This is a genomic window from Tsukamurella asaccharolytica, from assembly GCF_007858435.1.
GTDB lineage: Bacteria > Actinomycetota > Actinomycetes > Mycobacteriales > Mycobacteriaceae > Tsukamurella > Tsukamurella asaccharolytica.
In genome coordinates, this window is record NZ_VIGW01000002.1 from 345,780 (window position 1) to 362,303 (window position 16,524).

Annotated in this window: 16 protein-coding genes; 12 read left to right on the forward strand and 4 right to left on the reverse strand. The window is 70.0% G+C overall.

Annotation, left to right across the window (positions count from 1 at the left end; genetic code table 11):
• The 7 genes from FK529_RS04995 to FK529_RS05025 all read left to right on the forward strand — a co-directional run bounded on the left by FK529_RS04995 (position 1) and on the right by FK529_RS05025 (position 7,552).
• Positions 1-1,767, forward strand: a complete 1,767-nt coding sequence (locus tag FK529_RS04995; protein WP_146559918.1) for a penicillin-binding transpeptidase domain-containing protein — start codon at positions 1-3, stop codon at positions 1,765-1,767.
• A gap of 14 nt (positions 1,768-1,781) precedes the next feature.
• Positions 1,782-2,372, forward strand: coding sequence for a phosphoribosylanthranilate isomerase (locus FK529_RS05000; protein WP_146559919.1), 591 nt, complete (start codon positions 1,782-1,784; stop codon positions 2,370-2,372).
• Positions 2,373-2,424: 52 nt separating this feature from the next.
• Complete coding sequence (locus FK529_RS05005; protein ID WP_146559920.1) at positions 2,425-3,051, forward strand: hypothetical protein; 627 nt, start codon at positions 2,425-2,427, stop codon at positions 3,049-3,051.
• Between the two features lie 89 nt (positions 3,052-3,140).
• Complete coding sequence (locus FK529_RS05010) at positions 3,141-4,601, forward strand: PepSY-associated TM helix domain-containing protein (RefSeq protein WP_146559921.1); 1,461 nt, start codon at positions 3,141-3,143, stop codon at positions 4,599-4,601.
• Between the two features lie 63 nt (positions 4,602-4,664).
• On the forward strand, positions 4,665-5,168 hold the full coding sequence (locus tag FK529_RS05015; RefSeq protein WP_146559922.1) for a ferritin: 504 nt from the start codon (positions 4,665-4,667) through the stop codon (positions 5,166-5,168).
• 211 nt (positions 5,169-5,379) lie between these two features.
• Entirely contained in the window at positions 5,380-6,048 is a 669-nt protein-coding gene (locus FK529_RS05020; protein WP_146559923.1) for a TetR/AcrR family transcriptional regulator, read from the forward strand.
• Positions 6,041-7,552, forward strand: a complete 1,512-nt coding sequence (locus FK529_RS05025) for an ArnT family glycosyltransferase (protein ID WP_146559924.1) — start codon at positions 6,041-6,043, stop codon at positions 7,550-7,552. The genes FK529_RS05020 and FK529_RS05025 overlap by 8 nt, the downstream gene beginning before the upstream one ends.
• Before the next feature lie 46 nt (positions 7,553-7,598).
• Here the strand turns inward: FK529_RS05025 and FK529_RS05030 are convergent, their stop codons facing one another.
• A complete protein-coding gene (locus tag FK529_RS05030; protein WP_166436380.1) occupies positions 7,599-8,108 on the reverse strand; it encodes an Lrp/AsnC family transcriptional regulator in 510 nt (169 codons plus the stop codon).
• A 154-nt stretch (positions 8,109-8,262) separates the two neighbouring features.
• On the opposite strand from FK529_RS05030, the gene hppD reads away from it, so the two are divergent.
• Genes hppD through fahA form a run of 4 tightly spaced genes read left to right on the forward strand, consistent with a single transcriptional unit; the run spans position 8,263 to position 12,766 of the window.
• Complete coding sequence (gene hppD / locus FK529_RS05035; protein WP_146559926.1) at positions 8,263-9,507, forward strand: 4-hydroxyphenylpyruvate dioxygenase; 1,245 nt, start codon at positions 8,263-8,265, stop codon at positions 9,505-9,507.
• Positions 9,508-9,534: 27 nt separating this feature from the next.
• Positions 9,535-10,731: a homogentisate 1,2-dioxygenase gene (locus tag FK529_RS05040; protein ID WP_146559927.1), complete on the forward strand. Its 1,197-nt coding sequence runs from the start codon at positions 9,535-9,537 to the stop codon at positions 10,729-10,731.
• Complete coding sequence (locus FK529_RS05045) at positions 10,728-11,573, forward strand: hypothetical protein (protein WP_146559928.1); 846 nt, start codon at positions 10,728-10,730, stop codon at positions 11,571-11,573. The genes FK529_RS05040 and FK529_RS05045 overlap by 4 nt, the downstream gene beginning before the upstream one ends.
• Positions 11,570-12,766: a fumarylacetoacetase gene (fahA, locus tag FK529_RS05050; protein WP_205124357.1), complete on the forward strand. Its 1,197-nt coding sequence runs from the start codon at positions 11,570-11,572 to the stop codon at positions 12,764-12,766. Before FK529_RS05045 ends, fahA begins: the two co-directional genes overlap by 4 nt.
• A 126-nt stretch (positions 12,767-12,892) precedes the next feature.
• Here the strand turns inward: fahA and FK529_RS05055 are convergent, their stop codons facing one another.
• The 3 genes from FK529_RS05055 to FK529_RS05065 all read right to left on the reverse strand — a co-directional run bounded on the left by FK529_RS05055 (position 12,893) and on the right by FK529_RS05065 (position 15,633).
• The gene (locus FK529_RS05055) at positions 12,893-13,105 is read right to left on the reverse strand and encodes a cold-shock protein (RefSeq protein ID WP_146559929.1); all 213 of its coding nucleotides are present in this window, start codon (positions 13,103-13,105) and stop codon (positions 12,893-12,895) included.
• Between the two features lie 234 nt (positions 13,106-13,339).
• On the reverse strand, positions 13,340-14,365 hold the full coding sequence (locus tag FK529_RS05060) for an aspartate-semialdehyde dehydrogenase (protein ID WP_146559930.1): 1,026 nt from the start codon (positions 14,363-14,365) through the stop codon (positions 13,340-13,342).
• Between the two features lie 2 nt (positions 14,366-14,367).
• Positions 14,368-15,633 carry an aspartate kinase gene (locus FK529_RS05065; protein ID WP_146559931.1) on the reverse strand — a complete coding sequence of 422 codons (1,266 nt, stop codon included), beginning with the start codon at positions 15,631-15,633 and terminating at the stop codon, positions 14,368-14,370.
• Between the two features lie 150 nt (positions 15,634-15,783).
• Between FK529_RS05065 and FK529_RS05070 the strand changes: the two genes are divergently transcribed.
• Complete coding sequence (locus tag FK529_RS05070; protein ID WP_146559932.1) at positions 15,784-16,497, forward strand: hypothetical protein; 714 nt, start codon at positions 15,784-15,786, stop codon at positions 16,495-16,497.
• Positions 16,498-16,524: the final 27 nt, after the last annotated feature.

Below are 16,524 nucleotides of genomic sequence, written 5' to 3' on the forward strand. Positions count from 1 at the left end.
ATGCGCGCCATCCTGATCCGACTCACCCGCGGCGGCGCGGCGGTCGTCGTGACCGCAGCCCTGGCGGGGTCCGTCGTCGCCTGCTCGGACGACGATGTGGTGACCAAGTTCGCGACCGCCCTCTCGGGCCGCGACGCCTCCCACGCCGCCAATCTCACCTCCGATCCCGAGTCCGCCGCGAAGGCCCTGCAGGCCACCTTCGACGGCATGGGCACGGCGACGCCCACCGTCACTGCGGGCAAGGACGGCGAGGACCGAACTCTCACGTGGTCGTGGGCGCTGCCGCGCAAGCACGGCGTGCGGTTCACCACGAAGGTCGCGGCGGGCGGCGGGAAGGTCACCTGGGAGCCGACCGTCGTGCATCCCGACGCGACCGTCGACGGCGCGCGGCTGCTCTACGCCGACGAGAAGCCGTACACCACACCGGTGGTGGACCGGAAGAACGCGCCGCTCATGACCTGGCAGACGGTCACGGTCGTGAACCTGGACCCGGCGAAGGCCGCCTCCGCGGCGGATCCTCTCGCCACCCGGCTCGCTGCCGTTGATCCGTCGGTGACCGCGGCGGGTCTACGGAAAACCGTGGAGGGCAAAGACTCCCCGACTGCGGTCATTTCCCTGCGCGCCGCGGACGCGAAGAAGGTCGGCCCGCTCACCGGAATCGGCGGGGTCACGGTTCGGGAGGAGGGGCGTCTCCTCACCGCTGCGCCGGTCCTGCGCTCGCCGGTCGTCTCCGGCCTGGAGGAGCGGTGGCGCCGCACCGTGGACGACGCCGCCGGCTCCTCGGTCACCATCGTCGACGGGGCGGGGAAGCCGCTCCGGCTCGTCGACTCCTTCCCCGCCGCCCAGGTCGAACCGGTGCGCACCACGCTCGACGCAGGTCTTCAACGCGCCGCGAACCTCGCCGTTGCGGGCGAGAAGCGCGCGACGATGCTCGTCGCGATCCGCCCGTCGACCGGCGGCATCCTCGCAGTGGCCCAGAACGCCGCGGCCGACGGACAGGGCCCCGTCGCGCTGACCGGCCTCTACCCGCCGGGCTCGACCTTCAAGACCATCACCACCGCCGCCGCGCTGGATGCGAAGATCACCACGCCCGACGCCGAGCTCGCCTGCCCGGGGCGCGCAACCTTCGGCGACCGCACGATCCCCAACGAGAACGAGTTCGCGCTCGGCACCGTGCCCCTGCACACCGCCTTCGCCAAGTCCTGCAACACCACGATGGCGGGACTGGGCACCAAGCTGGGCGACACGGCCCTCACCGACACGGCCAAGCGGTTCGGTCTGGGGGTGGACTACACCATCCCGGGGATCACGACGGTGACCGGCTCGGTCCCCGCGGCGCGCACGCCCGCCGAACGCGTGGAGGAGTCGATCGGCCAGGGCCGGGTCACGGCCTCGCCCTTCGGGATGGCCGTCGTCGAGGCCTCCCTCGCGGCCCGCAACACCGTCCGTCCTGCCCTGTTCGACGGTGAGCCGGCTCCCGCCAACGCGCAGCCCCAGCCCATTGATCCGGGTATCGCGAACGCGCTGCGCACGGCGATGCGCGAGACGGTCACGTCGGGCACCGCGACCGCCCTGCGCGACATCGGGGGACTCGGCGGCAAGACCGGCACGGCCGAGTTCGGCGACAACACCCACGCGCACGGCTGGTTCGCGGGCATCGTCGGCGACCTCGCCTTCGCGACCCTCGTGGTCTCCGGCGAGAGTTCCGCGCCCGCCGTCGCCGTGAGCGGCGCCTTCCTCCGCGGTGCGGGCGGCGACCTGCCGTGACCTAGTATCGGGCCGTGTTCGTCAAGGTGTGTGGGCTGCGGACCCCGGAGACCGTTGATGCCGCCGTCGAGGCCGGCGCCGACGCGGTGGGCTTCGTCTTCGCCCCCGGCAGCGTCCGGCTGATCGACCCCGCGGTGGCCGCGGAGTTGGTCGCTCGGGTACCGCGCGGCGTCGAGACCGTCGGCGTCTTCCGCGGCCAGCCGATCGACGAGGTTCTCCGCCTCGCCCGGCAGGCCGGCGTGAGCACGATCCAGCTGCACGGCGACGAGCCCGCGGACCATTTCGCGCGCGCCACCGAGTCGGGCCTGCGCACCATCCGCGCCATCTCCGCCGCCCGGTTCACGGCGGCGGGCCACGCGGGCGACGAGCGACTACTCATCGACGCGACGGTGCCCGGCTCCGGCACGACGTTCGCACCCGAGGACCTGCCGGTACCGCCCTCCGTGGGCTGGCTGCTCGCCGGCGGCCTGCGCCCGGACAACGTGGCGGCGCTGATCGCCGCGTTCGGCCCTTCGGGCGTGGACGTCTCCAGCGGCGTCGAATCTACGCCCGGTGTGAAGGACCCCGAACTCATCCGGGCCTTCGTGTCTGCCGCCCGGTTCTGACCTGCGATTCCGGGCTCCTGAGCAGTCCCCTACGGGGAGTAGTATTCCGCGTGTGTTCCGCCCCGCCAGCCCCGAAGCCACTGTCCGTGGCATGGCGGTGGGCGCGGTCTCGTTCGCGGCGAGCCTGACCGCGCACGCGGTCGCCATGCGCGGTAGCGGATCCGCGATGGCGGGTCACTCGATGGCCGGGAACACGATGTCGTCGATGCCCGGACACGACATGAGCGGGCACGCAATGCCCTCGATGCCGGCCATGAGCATGCCGGCGATGGACGCGCCTGCGCCACCGTCGATCCCGGTGACCGCGGTCCTACTCCTGGCTGTGGCATGCGCCGCGCTGAGCGTGCTCGCCGCGCGGCCCCGGACCGCCGGACCACGCGCCGTCGCCGGGCTGCTGCTCGCGGGCCAGGGCATCTGCCACCTCGCGCTCGGCCTGACGATGGGGCACCTCGCGCTGAGCCCCGCGATGGCCACCGCGCACCTCGGCGCGGCGGTGCTCGCCGGCGCCGTCATCGCCGGCGCGGAGCACGCGTTGCGCGTCGCGCTGGCGACGCTCACACCGCTCACCCCGACCTGGCGCGATCGGTCGCGCAGCGTCGTCGCCCCGATCTGGACCTTCTGCGCCATCCCGCTCCCCGTGCTCGCACGCCATGGGGCGCTGCGCGCGCCGCCCGCCTGACACCCCACACCCCCTTGTCACCTGCCCGGATCGGCCCTGCGCCGCCCGGGCTCCTCGCGCGTACGCGCACAACTTCGTGAGGTGTCCTCATGTCAGTGACCGATTCAGCGGCCGAGAACGCGCCGCCGACCCAACCCCCTCCCTCGGCCGCCCCCGCGCGAACCGGGTGGCGCGCCGCGATCATGCGGCTGCACTTCTACGCCGGACTCCTTGTGGGCCCGTTCCTCCTCATCGCGGCGATCAGCGGCGGCCTGTACGCCGCTGCGCCGACCGTCGAGAAGTTCGTCTACGCCGACCAGCTCGAGGCGCGGACGGACGGGCCCGCCCGCCCGCTGGCCGAACAGGTCGCGGCGGCACAGGCCGACCGACCGGGCCTTCCCGTGTCGGCGGTGCGGACCGGCGAGGGCCCCGGGCTCACGACCCGGGTGCTGTTCGACGATCCGTCGCTGGCTGCCGACGGCCGCCAGCTCGCGGTCTACGTCGATCCCGCGTCAGCGCAGGTACAGGGCGCGCTCCCGGTGTACGGCTCCGTGGAGGCGTTGCCGATCCGGTTCTGGATCGACCGGCTGCACGTCGATCTGCACCTCGGCGACGTGGGTCGCTTCTACAGCGAGCTCGCGGCGTCGTGGCTGTGGGTGGTCGCGCTCGGCGGCCTCTACCTGTGGTGGCGGCACCGGCGCGGTAACCCGCGCCGGATGCTGGCCTACGACCGCAAGGCCCGGGGCCGGGGCGGCCGCATGAGCCGGCACGCCGCGGTGGGCACTTGGCTACTCGTCGGGCTGCTGTTCTTCTCCGCGACGGGCCTGACGTGGTCCAAGTACGCGGGCGAGAACGTCGCCCAGCTCCGGACGGAACTGGGCTGGACCAAGCCCGCGCTGTCCACGTCGTTGCAGCCGGCCAGCGGGCCAGGCGGGGGCGGCGAGCACGCCGATCACCAGATGCCCGCCGCCCCATCGGTCGTCGCGCCGGAGGTCGCCGAGCGGACCCGCGCCCAGAACATCGCGATCCTGGACCGCGCCGTCACGGCGGCCGCCGCCCGCGGGGTCGACGGTGCCGTCCAGGTCTCGATCCCCACGGATCCCGACGTCGCGATCACTGTGGCGCAGACCCGCCAGCCGTGGCGAATGGGGATCGACTCCGCCACCGTCGATCCGGCGACCGGCCAGGTGATCACAGTCCTCACCTTCGCGTCGTGGCCGCTGATGGCGAAGGCGACGGAGCTGCTCATCAACACCCACATGGGCTGGCAGTTCGGTCTGCTCAACCAGATCGCATTGGTTGCGTTCGCAGCACTTCTCGTGACCGTGATCGTGCGCGGATACCTGATGTGGTGGCAGCGGCGCCCGAAACGCGGCGGGTTCCCGAACCCGCCGGCGCGGGGTGCGCTCCGGAAGGTCGAACCGTCGCAGGCGATTCCGGCGATTCTGGGCGTCGCGTTCGTCGGCTGGTTCCTGCCGGTCTTCGGTGTCTCGCTCCTCGCGTTCGTGGTCCTCGACCTTGTGATAGGCGCAGCTAAGAGGGGTAGGGCTAACCTAAGAAATAGCACTTGACCTGCAGAAAGGGTCGCCTTGCCTGCGTTGCACGATGACTGGAACGGTTCTAGAGTCGGGTTCATGAAGCTCACGGACGCACTCGAAGAGAAGTTCAACGATCAGATCACACTCGAGTTCGAGGCCTCGCTGGTCTACCGCCAGTTGGCCATCGAGATGGAGATCCGTGATCTGCCGGGCATCGCGGCCTGGCTGCGCCATCAGGCCGACGAGGAGATCGTCCACGCCAACAAGTGGATCGATCACCTCTCGGATCGCGACAACCACCCGAAGATCGGCGCCTCCGCCGCTCCGAAGGTGGACGTGACGACCGTTCTCGACGTCTTCAACGTCGCGCTGGAGCACGAGCGCCGCGTGTCGGAGTCGATCCGCGACCTGTACCGCGCGGCCGCGGACGACATCGACTCCAAGGCCCTCATCCAGTGGTTCGTCAGCGAGCAGGTCGAGGAGGAGGCCACGGTCAGCGAGATCGTCGGTCGCCTCAAGCTGATCGACGGTGACGGCCCCGGCCTCCTGCGCCTCGACGAGGAGCTGGGTTCGCGCCCGACGCGCACCACCGAGGCCTGATCAAGCCACCTACTGCAGCCCGGGAAACGGGGTCCTCCATCACGGAGGGCCCCGTTTTTCGTGCGCCTCCCGCCGCCCCTAGCGGGGCGGCCACCTCCCTAGGTCCATGGACATGGGGAATGCACGACACGCGAGGGCGGAGCACCTCCCGCTAGGGACGCACAGGCCAAACAGGGTCGACAAGTCTGGCCGCACGTGCTATTTTCTGACCATGCGGCCAGAAAACGAACCGGGCGGCCAGAGATCGTTCATCGAGGAGGCCCGCCGCCGGCAGATCATTGCGGCGGCGGTCGAAGTGCTCGCCGACGAGGGGTACGGCCGCGCCACGCTGGCCCGCATCGCGCGCCAGGCCGGAATCTCGAAGGGCGTGATCTCCTACCACTTCGACGGCAAGGACGACCTGATGCGGCAGGTGGTGATCCACCTGTTTGTAGCCGGCGCGGAATTCATGGGTCCCAGGCTCGCTGAGCAGCACACCGCCACCGACATCCTGCGCACCTACATCGCCACGAACCTCGAGTACATCAAGACGGAGCGGCGATTCCTGGGCGCCATGGTCGAAGTGGTCCTCAACCTGCGGAACCCGGACGGCACCCCCGCCTTCACCCCGAACGACGGCGAGCAGGAGATGCTCGCACCGCTGGCCGGAATCCTGCGCGACGGCCAGGAATCCGGCGAGTTCTCCGCCGACTTCGACGCGACGATCATGGCCCGTCTCATCCGCGACGCGATCGACGGTGCCGCCGGGCGCGCCGCACGTGATCCGTCCCTCGACCTCGACAGCCACGCGGAGCAGATGGTCCGCGTCTTCCTCGCCGCGGTGCAGCCCTCGCCGCACGGTTCCACACCCCTCGCGCCACCGGAGGACACCGATGTCTGAGACCGCGTCCGCCCCCGTCGACCGAATCGGCACCACCGCACCCGCGCCCGTCGCGTGGATCGCACTCGTGCCGGTCCTGCTGCTGAGCGGGATCGCCGCAGGCTTCGGCGCGAGCAAGTACCACCTGTTCGGCGACGAGCTGTACTTCATCGCCGCCGGCCACCATCTGTCGGTGAGCTACGCCGACCAGGGGCCGATCCTGCCTCTGCTGGCGCTCCTCGGCGACGCACTGCCCGGGGAATCGCTCGTGCTGTTCCGCCTGCCTTCGATCCTCCTCACGCTCGTGGGGGTCCTGATGTCGGCGTTGATCGCCCGCGAGTTCGGCGGCGGCCGGTTCGCGCAGGCACTCACCGCAGGCGCGTACGCGACCTCCACCTTCCTGCTGTTGCAGTCCTCGCTGCTCGCAACCAACGCGATCGACACCCCACTGTGGGTGGCGATCACCTGGCTCGTGGTGCGCTGGGTCCGCACCCGGCAGGACTGGCTGCTGTTCGCAGCAGGCGCGGTGACCGCGATCGACATGCAGGTCAAGTGGCTGATCCCTGTGTTCTGGGTGTGCGCGATCGTGGCCTCACTCGTCTGGGGCCCACGCGATCTCGCACGTCGGCCCGCCCTGTGGTTGGGCGGAGCGCTCACCGTGGCCACCATGGTGCCCGCCCTACTGTGGCAGGCGGATCGCGGCTGGCCGTACCTCCGACTGACGGAGCAGGTCGCCGAGGAGAGCCAGTACGCGGGCGGGCGCCTGCTGTTCATCCCGATCATGTTGCTCACCGCCGGCATTCTCGGTTGCCTGCTCCTGCTCTACGGCCTGTACGCCCTGATGCGCTCGGACCGGCTTCGGCCGTATCGGTTCCTCGCGCCCGCCTTCGTATTGCTGGTGATCGTCTTCGTCATCACCGCTGGCCGGCCGTACTACCCCGGAGGAATGCTGCCGGTGATCATCGCGGCCGGCGCCGTCGCCTTCGAGGCGGTACCGAAACCTCGCCTGCGCGTGGCGATCACCGCGCCGCTGTCCTTCCTCGCTGTCGGCTCCATCGTCGTCAGCCTGCCGTTCACGCCCGAGGCCGAGATCGAGCCACCGGAGTCGGTGATGGAGGCGGGCATGAAGATCTCCGTCTACGGCCAGTTCGGCTGGCCCGAGCTGACCCGCACCGTGGAGGATTCGATCACGGAGCTCCCGGAAAGTGAACGACCGCAGGCGATCGTCGCCAGTTCCTACTGGCAGGCGTCCGCTCTGCAGCACTACGGGAAGGGGCTGCCGCCGGTCTACAGCCCGAACCGCGGCTACGGGTTCTTCGGCGAGCCCGCGGATTCGGCGACGACCGTGCTCCGCGTCATCAGCTCCGACGCCCCGTTCTCGGACGACATGTGCTCGACGTCCCGCACGCTCCGACGGTTCGACTACCGGATCGGCTTCCCCACCGCGTCGACCGCCGTGGACATCCGGCTCTGCCACCCGCGGGCGCCGTGGTCGACGCTGTGGCCGGAACTGCGCCGGATGTAGGAACGAGCGGCGCCACACCTCGGGAGTGCGGGGCTGGTACCTCCGCTCAGCGGCGGTAGCGCGGCGCACGGGACACCGGCCGCGCCTCCAGCGTGCGCAACAGAGGCATCGCGCGGAAGGGCACGATCTCCGATAGCACGACGATGCTGATCGACCGTGCGACCAGCGGGGACCGCCCGATCCGGAGCAGCGTCTCCTGCAGTCCTTGGTGCGACGCGGCGGCGACCCGGCACAGCACGTCACTTCCACCGGTGGTCGCGAAGGCCTCCAGGACGTTCGGAACCGCAGCGAGTTCTTCTGCGACGGAGTTCAGTTCGCCCTGCGCCGTCTCGAGCTGGACGAAGCATTGCACCCCGAAGCCGGCGGCCGCGACGTCGAGGTGCGGCTGGTAGCCCGCGATGACGCCCGCCTCCTCCAGCTTCTTCAGACGCGCCTGCACGGTGGCCCGCGCGACCCCGACGCGTCGCGACGTCTCGAGCACGCCGATCTGCGGGTCGCGGCACAGCGAGTCGAGAAGAGCGAAGTCGACGTCGTCCAGGATCACAGGTTCCACAATCCACGTCCTTTCTAGTCACTCTGACTACTTTCTTACCGGCATGGGCAGCCATTTGGGACAGTTTGAGCAGTCGCAACTGTCTCAGTTGTCACCGCCGGATTCCGGCGCGATATTCGTGACGCAGGTTACATCCGGCCCGGAAGGTGAGACGACCATGACCACGAAGACCGCGCCCGAGCAGTCCTCCCTCGAGCAGACCCTGACCGACGAGGAGAAGCTCGCGGGCCTCGGCGTGGAGCAGCTCCAGCAGCTCGTCGGCCTCGTCTCCTATGACGCCACGCGCGATGCCTTCCCGGTCAACGGCTGGGACGCAATCGTCTTCGTCGTGGGCAACGCCACGCAGACCGCGCACTACTACCAGTCCGTCTGGGGCATGGAACTCGTGGCGTACCGCGGCCCCGAGCAGGGCTCGCGCGATCACAAGGCGTACGTCCTGCGGTCCGGCTCCATCCGGTTCGTCGTCCAGGGCGCCGTCAGCCCCGACAGCGCCCTCGTACAGCATCACGCCCGGCACGGCGACGGCGTCGTCGACATCGCGCTCGAGGTCCCCGACGTGGATCGGTGCATCGCGCACGCCCGGGCTTCCGGCGCGACGGTGCTCGAGGAGCCTCACGACGTGACGGACGAGCACGGCACCGTGCGCATCGGCGCGATAGCCACGTACGGCGACACCCGGCACACCCTGGTGCAGCGGCTGGTCGACGGGAAGCGGTACGACGGGCCGTACCTACCCGGCTACGTGGCCGCCACCAGCTCCTTCCGCAAGCGCGACGGCGCGCCCAAGCGGATCTTCCAGGCCCTGGACCACATCGTCGGCAACGTCGAGCTCGGCCGGATGGACGAGTGGGTCGGCTTCTACAACCGCGTCATGGGCTTCACGAACATGGCCGAGTTCGTCGGCGACGACATCGCCACCGACTACTCCGCCCTCATGTCCAAGGTCGTCGCCAACGGCAACCACCGTGTGAAGTTCCCGCTCAACGAGCCGGCGATCGCGGCCAAGAGGTCGCAGATCGACGAATACCTCGAGTTCTACGGTGGACCCGGCGCGCAGCACCTCGCCGTCGCGACCAACGACATCCTCGCCGCCGTGGACGCGCTGCGCGCCGAGGGCGTGGAGTTCCTGAACACCCCCGACGCGTACTACGACGATCCGGAACTGCGGGCGCGGATCGGCCAGGTCCGGGTCCCGGTCGAGGAGCTCCGCGCGCGCGGCATCCTGGTGGACCGCGACGAAGACGGGTATCTGCTGCAGATCTTCACCAAACCGCTGGGAGACCGACCCACCGTCTTCTTCGAGATCATCGAGCGCCACGGCTCACTCGGCTTCGGCAAGGGCAACTTCAAAGCGCTGTTCGAGGCCATCGAACGCGAGCAGGACCGCCGCGGCAACCTCTGACGCGACACCCGATCCAGGAGGATCACCATGGCCCACTATCGCAGCGTTGGCACCGTTCCACCCAAGCGCCACACCCAGTTCCGGCGTGAGAGCGGCGAACTGCACTATGAGGAGCTGGTCGGCGAGGAGGGCTTCTCATCGGACTCGTCCCTGCTCTACCATCGCGGCATCCCCTCAGCGATCACCTCCGCCGAGACCTGGGTACCCGGAGAGCTGAGCCTGACGCCCAACGCCCCGCTGCTCCCGCGACATCTGCGCCTGCACGACCTGTTCGACGATGCCGCAGCCCGCGCCGCGGACGCGGTCACCGGGCGGCGGCTGGTGCTGGGCAACGCGGACGTGCGAATCTCCTACGTCGCGGCGGGAGGCCCATCGCCGCTGTACCGCAATGCGATCGGCGACGAGTGCGTTTTCGTCGAGGAGGGTTCGGGAGTCGTCGAAACCGTCTTCGGCGTCCTCGAATTCCGCACCGGCGATTACGTGGTGATCCCCCGCGCGACCACCCACCGCTGGGTTCCGGCGGCGGGGACGACGATGCGCGCCTACACCATCGAGGCCTGCGGCGGGGGCGGCGGGCACATCGCGCCACCGAAGCGGTACCTGTCGCGTTACGGCCAGCTGCTCGAGCACGCGCCGTACTGCGAGCGGGACCTGCACGGCCCGTCGGGGCCTCTGCTGCGCGAGGCGACCGACGTGGAGCTCTTGGTCAAGCATCGCGGTCCGAACGGCGCCACCGGCACGCGTTACGTGCTGCCGACGCACCCGTTCGACGTCGTCGGATGGGACGGCTGTCTCTACCCCTACACCTTCAACGTCGCGGACTTCGAGCCGATCACGGGCCGAGTGCACCAGCCGCCGCCGGTGCATCAGGTCTTCGAAGGACCGGGCTTCGTGATCTGCAACTTCGTGCCGCGCAAGGTCGACTACCACCCGCTGTCCATCCCGGTGCCGTACTACCACTCGAACGTCGACTCCGACGAGGTGATGTTCTACGTGGCCGGCGACTACGAGGCACGCAGGGGCACCGGCATCGGCCCGGGGTCGATCTCCCTGCACCCCGGCGGCCACGCGCACGGTCCGCAGCCGGGCGCGATGGAGGGCAGCATCGGACGGGACAGGTTCGACGAGCTCGCCGTCATGGTCGATACCTTCGCGCCCCTACAGCTGGGCGAGGGCGGGCGAGCAGTGGACGACGGTGTGTACTACCGCAGTTGGTCGCGATGAGCCCGCTCCTCGCGGCGCTCGTCGACGACGCGGGCCTGTTCCCGCCCACCGCTCTGTCGATGGGCGAGTCCCTGGCACGCCACCGGCGCGACCTCGTGGCGGACGATCCGATGCTCACGCAGCGGTTCCTCTGCCCGGCGGAACGGATCGACGAACTGCGCGCCGGACTCGCCGTCGACGATCGGATCTCGCTGGGCCTCATCGCCTCCGCGGCCACGCCCGATGGCACTCTCGCCGCCGCGGCCGCGGCGGTCGACGCCGATCCTCGCCTCCGGCTCGCGCTGGTGGAGATCGCCCGCGGTCCTGTCGATCTGGCCGCGATTCTTCCGGTCGCGACCGCCTCCGGCACGCCGGTCTACGTCGAGGCACCGGATCGCGCGGACACGCCGCGGCTGGCAGCGCTGCTCGCCGGGCGCGGAGCAGGGGTGAAGATCCGGTGCGGCGGCGCGTCCGCAGAGCAGTTCCCGCACCCGGCCGAGGTCGCCGACGCCCTCCTGGCGGCGGCCGACGCGAACGTCCCCGTGAAGGCGACGGCGGGGTTGCACCACGCGGTGCGACACCGAGATCCGAGCACCGGCTTCACCCACCACGGTTTCCTCAACCTGCTGCTCGCCGCCGCGCACGCTGCGACCGGTGATGGCCGCGCAGCGGTGACCGCGGTGCTGGAGAGCACAGACGGCGCCGCACTCGCCGCACAGGCCCGCGGACTCCCGCCCGACGGGGCCGCCGCGGCCCGCCGTCTCCTCCGCGCCTACGGCTCCTGCAGCACCGCAACCCCACCCGCCGAGGCCGCGGCCCTCGGCCTCACCCCCGCCCCTCTGACCGAAGGACAGCGAACGTGACCACCACCTGGGCACCCGTGCCCGCCGGCTCCGGCTTCGGCGTCGAGAACCTGCCCTACGGCGTCTTCCGACCCACCGGAGCGCGACCACGTGTGGGGGTGCGGATCGGCGATCACGTGCTCGACCTCGCAGCCGCACTGGACGATCCGGTCTTCGCAGAACCGTCGCTGAACGGCTTCCTGGCCCGCGGCAGCACAGAGTGGCGCCGGGTCCGGGACGAGATCGTCGCGCTGCTCACCGATCCGGCGCGCGCGGCCGAGGGCGCGACCGCGCTGCACCCGCTCGCGGACGTGACGCTGCTGCTGCCCTTCGAGGTCGCCGACTACGTCGACTTCTACGCGAGCGAGCACCACGCAACCAACCTTGGTCGCCTGTTCCGTCCGGATTCCGCTGCGCTGCTGCCGAACTGGAAACATTTGCCCGTCGGCTACCACGGGCGGGCGGGTACCGTCGTCGCGTCGGGGACACCGGTCGTGCGGCCGGCCGGGCAACGGAAGGCACCGTCGGACGAATCCCCCGTGTTCGGCCCGTCCGTGCGACTGGACATCGAGGCGGAGCTCGGGTTCGTCGTCGGAGCGGGCAGCGCCGCCGGAGAGCCGGTGGGCACCGCCGGTTTCGCCCAGCACGTCTTCGGCGTCTGCATCGTCAACGACTGGTCCGCCCGCGACATCCAGGCCTGGGAGTACGTGCCGCTGGGTCCGCTCCTCGGCAAGAGCTTCGCGACCTCGATCTCGCCGTGGATCGTGCCGCTGGACGCCCTGGCGGCCGCGCGGGTCGCGACGCCCCCGCAGTCGCCCGAGCCGCTCCCCCACCTGCGCGAGGTCACGGATTGGGGCCTCGACATCGAGCTCGCGGTCGAGCTCAACGGCGAGACGGTCTCCCGACCGCCCTATGCGCCGATGTACTGGTCACCCGCGCAGATGCTGGCCCACATGACCTCGAACGGCGCGCGGCTGCGCACCGGCGACCTGTTCGCGTCCGGCACCATCTCGGGTCCCGAGCGCGATCAGCGCGGCTCGCTCATCGAACTCACCTGGAACGGCGCCGAACCGCTGCAACTGGCTGACGGCTCCGAGCGCACCTTCCTCGCGGACGGCGACGTCGTCACCATCCGCGCGACCGCCCCCGGCCCGAACGGCACCCGCATCGACCTCGGCGAAGTGACGGGGCGGGTCGCACCCACCCCGACCTGACGGCGGACCGTCGGGCCACCCACGATGCGAGCCCGTGCGTTTCGGGCCTGCGAAGCGCAGAAACCCCGCCTGACCAGGTACTGGTCAGGCGGGGTTTCGGAACGCTTGCTGCGTCGGTCTGTTGCGTTACGCCAGCGTCTGGACGGCGACGGCCTGGGGGCCGCGATCGCCAGCCTGCTCGTCGAAGCTGACACGGTCATTCTCGTTGAGGCTGCGGAAGCCGCCGTTGCTGACAATGCCGGAGAAGTGGACGAAGAGGTCCTTGCTGCCGGAGTCCGGGGTGATGAACCCGAAGCCCTTGTCGGCGTTGAACCACTTGACGGTGCCCTGCTGAGCCATGCGATTACTCTCCTGAGTATCAAAAGTGTTGCAGGATCGAATGTATCGATCCTGGGTGTGCGGAGGTACGCAAAAACCAAGCTGTCGGAAATGCTTACGGAGAATGAATGTGCCGCCGCGGAAAATCTTCGCGAAACTAGCCACCAAGAAAATCAACCAACTCCACAGTAGCAGACATTGAGCTCGGCGGCCAGGTCGATCGACGGAAGTGCCCGGCCGGCCCACCTCGCGTCGCTACACCAGCAGCTCCGCGATCTGCACGGTGTTCAGCGCGGCGCCCTTGCGCAGGTTGTCGCCGCTGATGAACAGCGCGATCCCGCGGCCTTCGGGCACGCCCGGATCCTGCCGGATCCGCCCGACGAGCGAATCGTCGGCGCCAGCGGCGGCGAGCGGCGTCGGCACGTCGACGAGCTTCACCCCCGGGGCGTTCGACAGTAGCTCCTGCGCCCGCGCCACCGACAGCGGCGCGGCGAACTCGGCGTTGATCGAGAGCGAGTGGCCGGTGAGCACCGGGACGCGCACGCACGTGCCGGACACCAGGAGCTCGGGCAGGCCGAGGATCTTGCGCGACTCGTTGCGCAACTTCTGGTCCTCATCGGTCTCACCGGAGCCGTCCTCCACGATCGCGCCGGCCAGCGGCAGCACGTTGAAGGCGATCGGCGCGACGTACTTGTTCGGCGCCGGGAACGTCACGGCGGAACCGTCGTGCACCAGCTTCTCGGCCTCGGGCTCCACCGCGCGGACCTGGGTGACGAGCTCCTCGACGCCGGCGAGGCCGGAACCGGAGACGGCCTGGTACGAGGACACGATGAGCCGCTGCAGGCCCGCCTCGTCGTGCAGCACCTTCAGCACCGGCATCGCAGCCATGGTGGTGCAGTTCGGGTTGGCGATGATGCCCTTCTTCAGGTCGCGGACCTGGTCCGGGTTCACCTCCGAGACCACGAGCGGCACGTCCGGGTCCTTGCGGAAGGCGCTCGAGTTGTCGATCACGGTGACCCCGGCCGCCGCGAACCGCGGCGCCTGCACCCGCGACATCGTGGCGCCCGCGCTGAACAGCGCGATATCCAGTCCCGCCGGGTCCGCGGTCTCGGCGTCCTCGACGACGATCTCGCGGTCCCCGAAGGGCAGCGTCTTCCCCGCGGACCGCGAGGACGCGAAGAACCGCACCTCGTCGGCCGGGAAGTTCCGGTCCAGCAGCAACTGCCGCATGACGGCGCCCACCTGGCCGGTGGCGCCGACGACTCCGACGCGTACGCCCATGACTATCGCCCCGTTCCCGCGTAGACGGTGGCCTCTTCGTCCGAGCCGAGGTCGAAGGCTTCGTGCAGCGCCGTGACGGCCTCGTCGAGCTCGGTGTCGCGAATGAGGACCGAGATGCGGATCTCCGAGGTGGAGATCAGCTCGATGTTGATGCCGGCCTTCGACAGCGCCTCGCAGAACGTGGCGGTGACGCCGGGATGGCTCTTCATGCCGGCGCCGACCAGCGAGACCTTGCCGACATGATCGTCGTAGACGACGGAGTCGAAACCGATCTCCTTGCGGAGGATCTCGAGCTTCTCCACGCCCAGCGGGCCGAGCTCGCGCGGCAGGGTGAAGGTGATGTCGGTGCGGCCCGTGTCGACCTTGGACACGTTCTGCAACACCATGTCGATGTTGATCTCGGCGTCGGCGATCGCGCGGAAGACGCGGGCGGCGTAGCCCGGCTTGTCCTCGAGGCCGACGACGGTGATCTTCGCCTCGCTGCGGTCGTGGGCGACGCCGGTGAGAATTGCCTCTTCCACGGGGATGTCCTCCATAGATCCGTTGACGATGGTGCCGGGCTTGGTCGAGTACGACGAGCGCACATGGACCGGGACGTTGTAGCGGCGCGCGTACTCCACGCACCGGAGCATGAGCACCTTCGCGCCGCACGCCGCCATCTCGAGCATCTCCTCGAAGGAGACGGTCTTGAGGTGCTTGGCATTGGGCACGATGCGCGGGTCGGCGGTGTAGACACCGTCGACGTCGGTGTAGATCTCGCAGACGTCGGCGTTCAGGGCCGCCGCGAGGGCGACGGCGGTCGTGTCGGACCCGCCACGACCGAGCGTGGTGACGTCCTTGGTGTCCTGCGAGACGCCCTGGAAGCCAGCGACGAGAACGATCTTGCCGTCTCCGATCGCGGCTTGGACGCGACCGGGCGTGACGTCGATGATTTTCGCCGCGCCGTGCTTGCTGGTGGTGATGACACCCGCCTGCGAGCCCGTGAAGGACTGCGCCTCGGCACCGAGCGAGTGGATGGCCATCGCGACGAGCGCGTTGGAGATCCGCTCGCCGGACGTGAGCAGCATGTCCATCTCGCGAGCCGGCGGCGCGGGGCACACCTGATTGGCGAGATCCAGCAGCTCATCGGTGGTATCTCCCATAGCGGAGACGACGACGACGACGTCGTTGCCCGCGCGCTTGGTCTCGACGATCCGTTCGGCCACGCGCCGGATGCGCTCGGCGGAGGAGACGGAGCTGCCTCCGTACTTCTGGACGACGAGTGCCACGTGGAACCTCTCCGTTGCGGTCTTCGATGTGCGTCTTGATCGTACCGACCTGGGTTCTTCGCTCCGGAGGCGCCGCTTCCAAGTGGTGCGCAACCCACCGTTCAGCGCAATCGCGGATAATCGGCGGGAACGCGAACACAGGAGATCCCCATGAATCCCTACGGCGGCCCGAACGGCGGCCCGAACCCCGGCCAGAACGCCGGCGGTCGTCCCGCCGGGCAGCCGGGCGCACAGCCCGCTGCCCAGCCCGGACAGTGGCAGGCCAGCTACCCGCAGGGCGGGTACCCCGCGGGGCCCCCGCCGCACTGGAACGGCCCCGCCGGCGGCGGCACGGGTGGTGGGAACGGTGGCGGAAACAAGGGCCTGATCATCGCGGTGGTCGCGATCGTGGCCGTGGTCGCCGTCGCCGGAGCGGTCGCCCTCGGCCTCGGTCTCAGGAATTCCGGCGAGACGACGGCGTCACCCGTCACCTTCTCCGCCGGAGCCACCACGACGGCGGGCGCCCCGACGACGGGTGCCGTGACGCCACCCAGCGAACCCGCCACCCAATCCGACGGCTTCCTCACGACCGCACCGAAGACCACCACCGGCGCGGGCACCGGCCAGACGGTGCGGCTCAAGCTCTCGGCGACCGGCAACGGCGCGGGCGCGGTCCTCGTGGTCGGCGTGCAGGGCAGCACCATCCCGAAGGCCTCGTCGCTGCCCTGGGAGTGGCAGGGCACCGCGACGATCGGCAACACCATGTCGCTCGTCGTGACCGGCAGGGGCCCCGTGACCTGCACCATCGTGGTCAACGAGCAGGAGTTCACCCAGTCGGGCAACAACGCCGTGAACTGCACGATCACCCGGGTCGCCGCTCCGTGACCTCGGCCGGCGCGCGCGGGGGCGACG

What these genes read in the sequence shown, in the direction of transcription:
- FK529_RS04995 (WP_146559918.1), top strand. Translation starts at nt 1, where the DNA reads ATGCGCGCCATCCTGATCCGACTCACCCGCGGCGGCGCGGCGGTCGTC.
- FK529_RS05010 (WP_146559921.1), top strand. Translation starts at nt 3,141, where the DNA reads ATGTCAGTGACCGATTCAGCGGCCGAGAACGCGCCGCCGACCCAACCC.
- FK529_RS05015 (WP_146559922.1), top strand. Translation starts at nt 4,665, where the DNA reads ATGAAGCTCACGGACGCACTCGAAGAGAAGTTCAACGATCAGATCACA.
- FK529_RS05020 (WP_146559923.1), top strand. Translation starts at nt 5,380, where the DNA reads ATGCGGCCAGAAAACGAACCGGGCGGCCAGAGATCGTTCATCGAGGAG.
- FK529_RS05025 (WP_146559924.1), top strand. Translation starts at nt 6,041, where the DNA reads ATGTCTGAGACCGCGTCCGCCCCCGTCGACCGAATCGGCACCACCGCA.
- hppD (WP_146559926.1), top strand. Translation starts at nt 8,263, where the DNA reads ATGACCACGAAGACCGCGCCCGAGCAGTCCTCCCTCGAGCAGACCCTG.
- FK529_RS05040 (WP_146559927.1), top strand. Translation starts at nt 9,535, where the DNA reads ATGGCCCACTATCGCAGCGTTGGCACCGTTCCACCCAAGCGCCACACC.
- FK529_RS05045 (WP_146559928.1), top strand. Translation starts at nt 10,728, where the DNA reads ATGAGCCCGCTCCTCGCGGCGCTCGTCGACGACGCGGGCCTGTTCCCG.
- FK529_RS05055 (WP_146559929.1), bottom strand. Translation starts at nt 13,105, where the DNA reads ATGGCTCAGCAGGGCACCGTCAAGTGGTTCAACGCCGACAAGGGCTTC.
- FK529_RS05060 (WP_146559930.1), bottom strand. Translation starts at nt 14,365, where the DNA reads ATGGGCGTACGCGTCGGAGTCGTCGGCGCCACCGGCCAGGTGGGCGCC.
- FK529_RS05070 (WP_146559932.1), top strand. Translation starts at nt 15,784, where the DNA reads ATGAATCCCTACGGCGGCCCGAACGGCGGCCCGAACCCCGGCCAGAAC.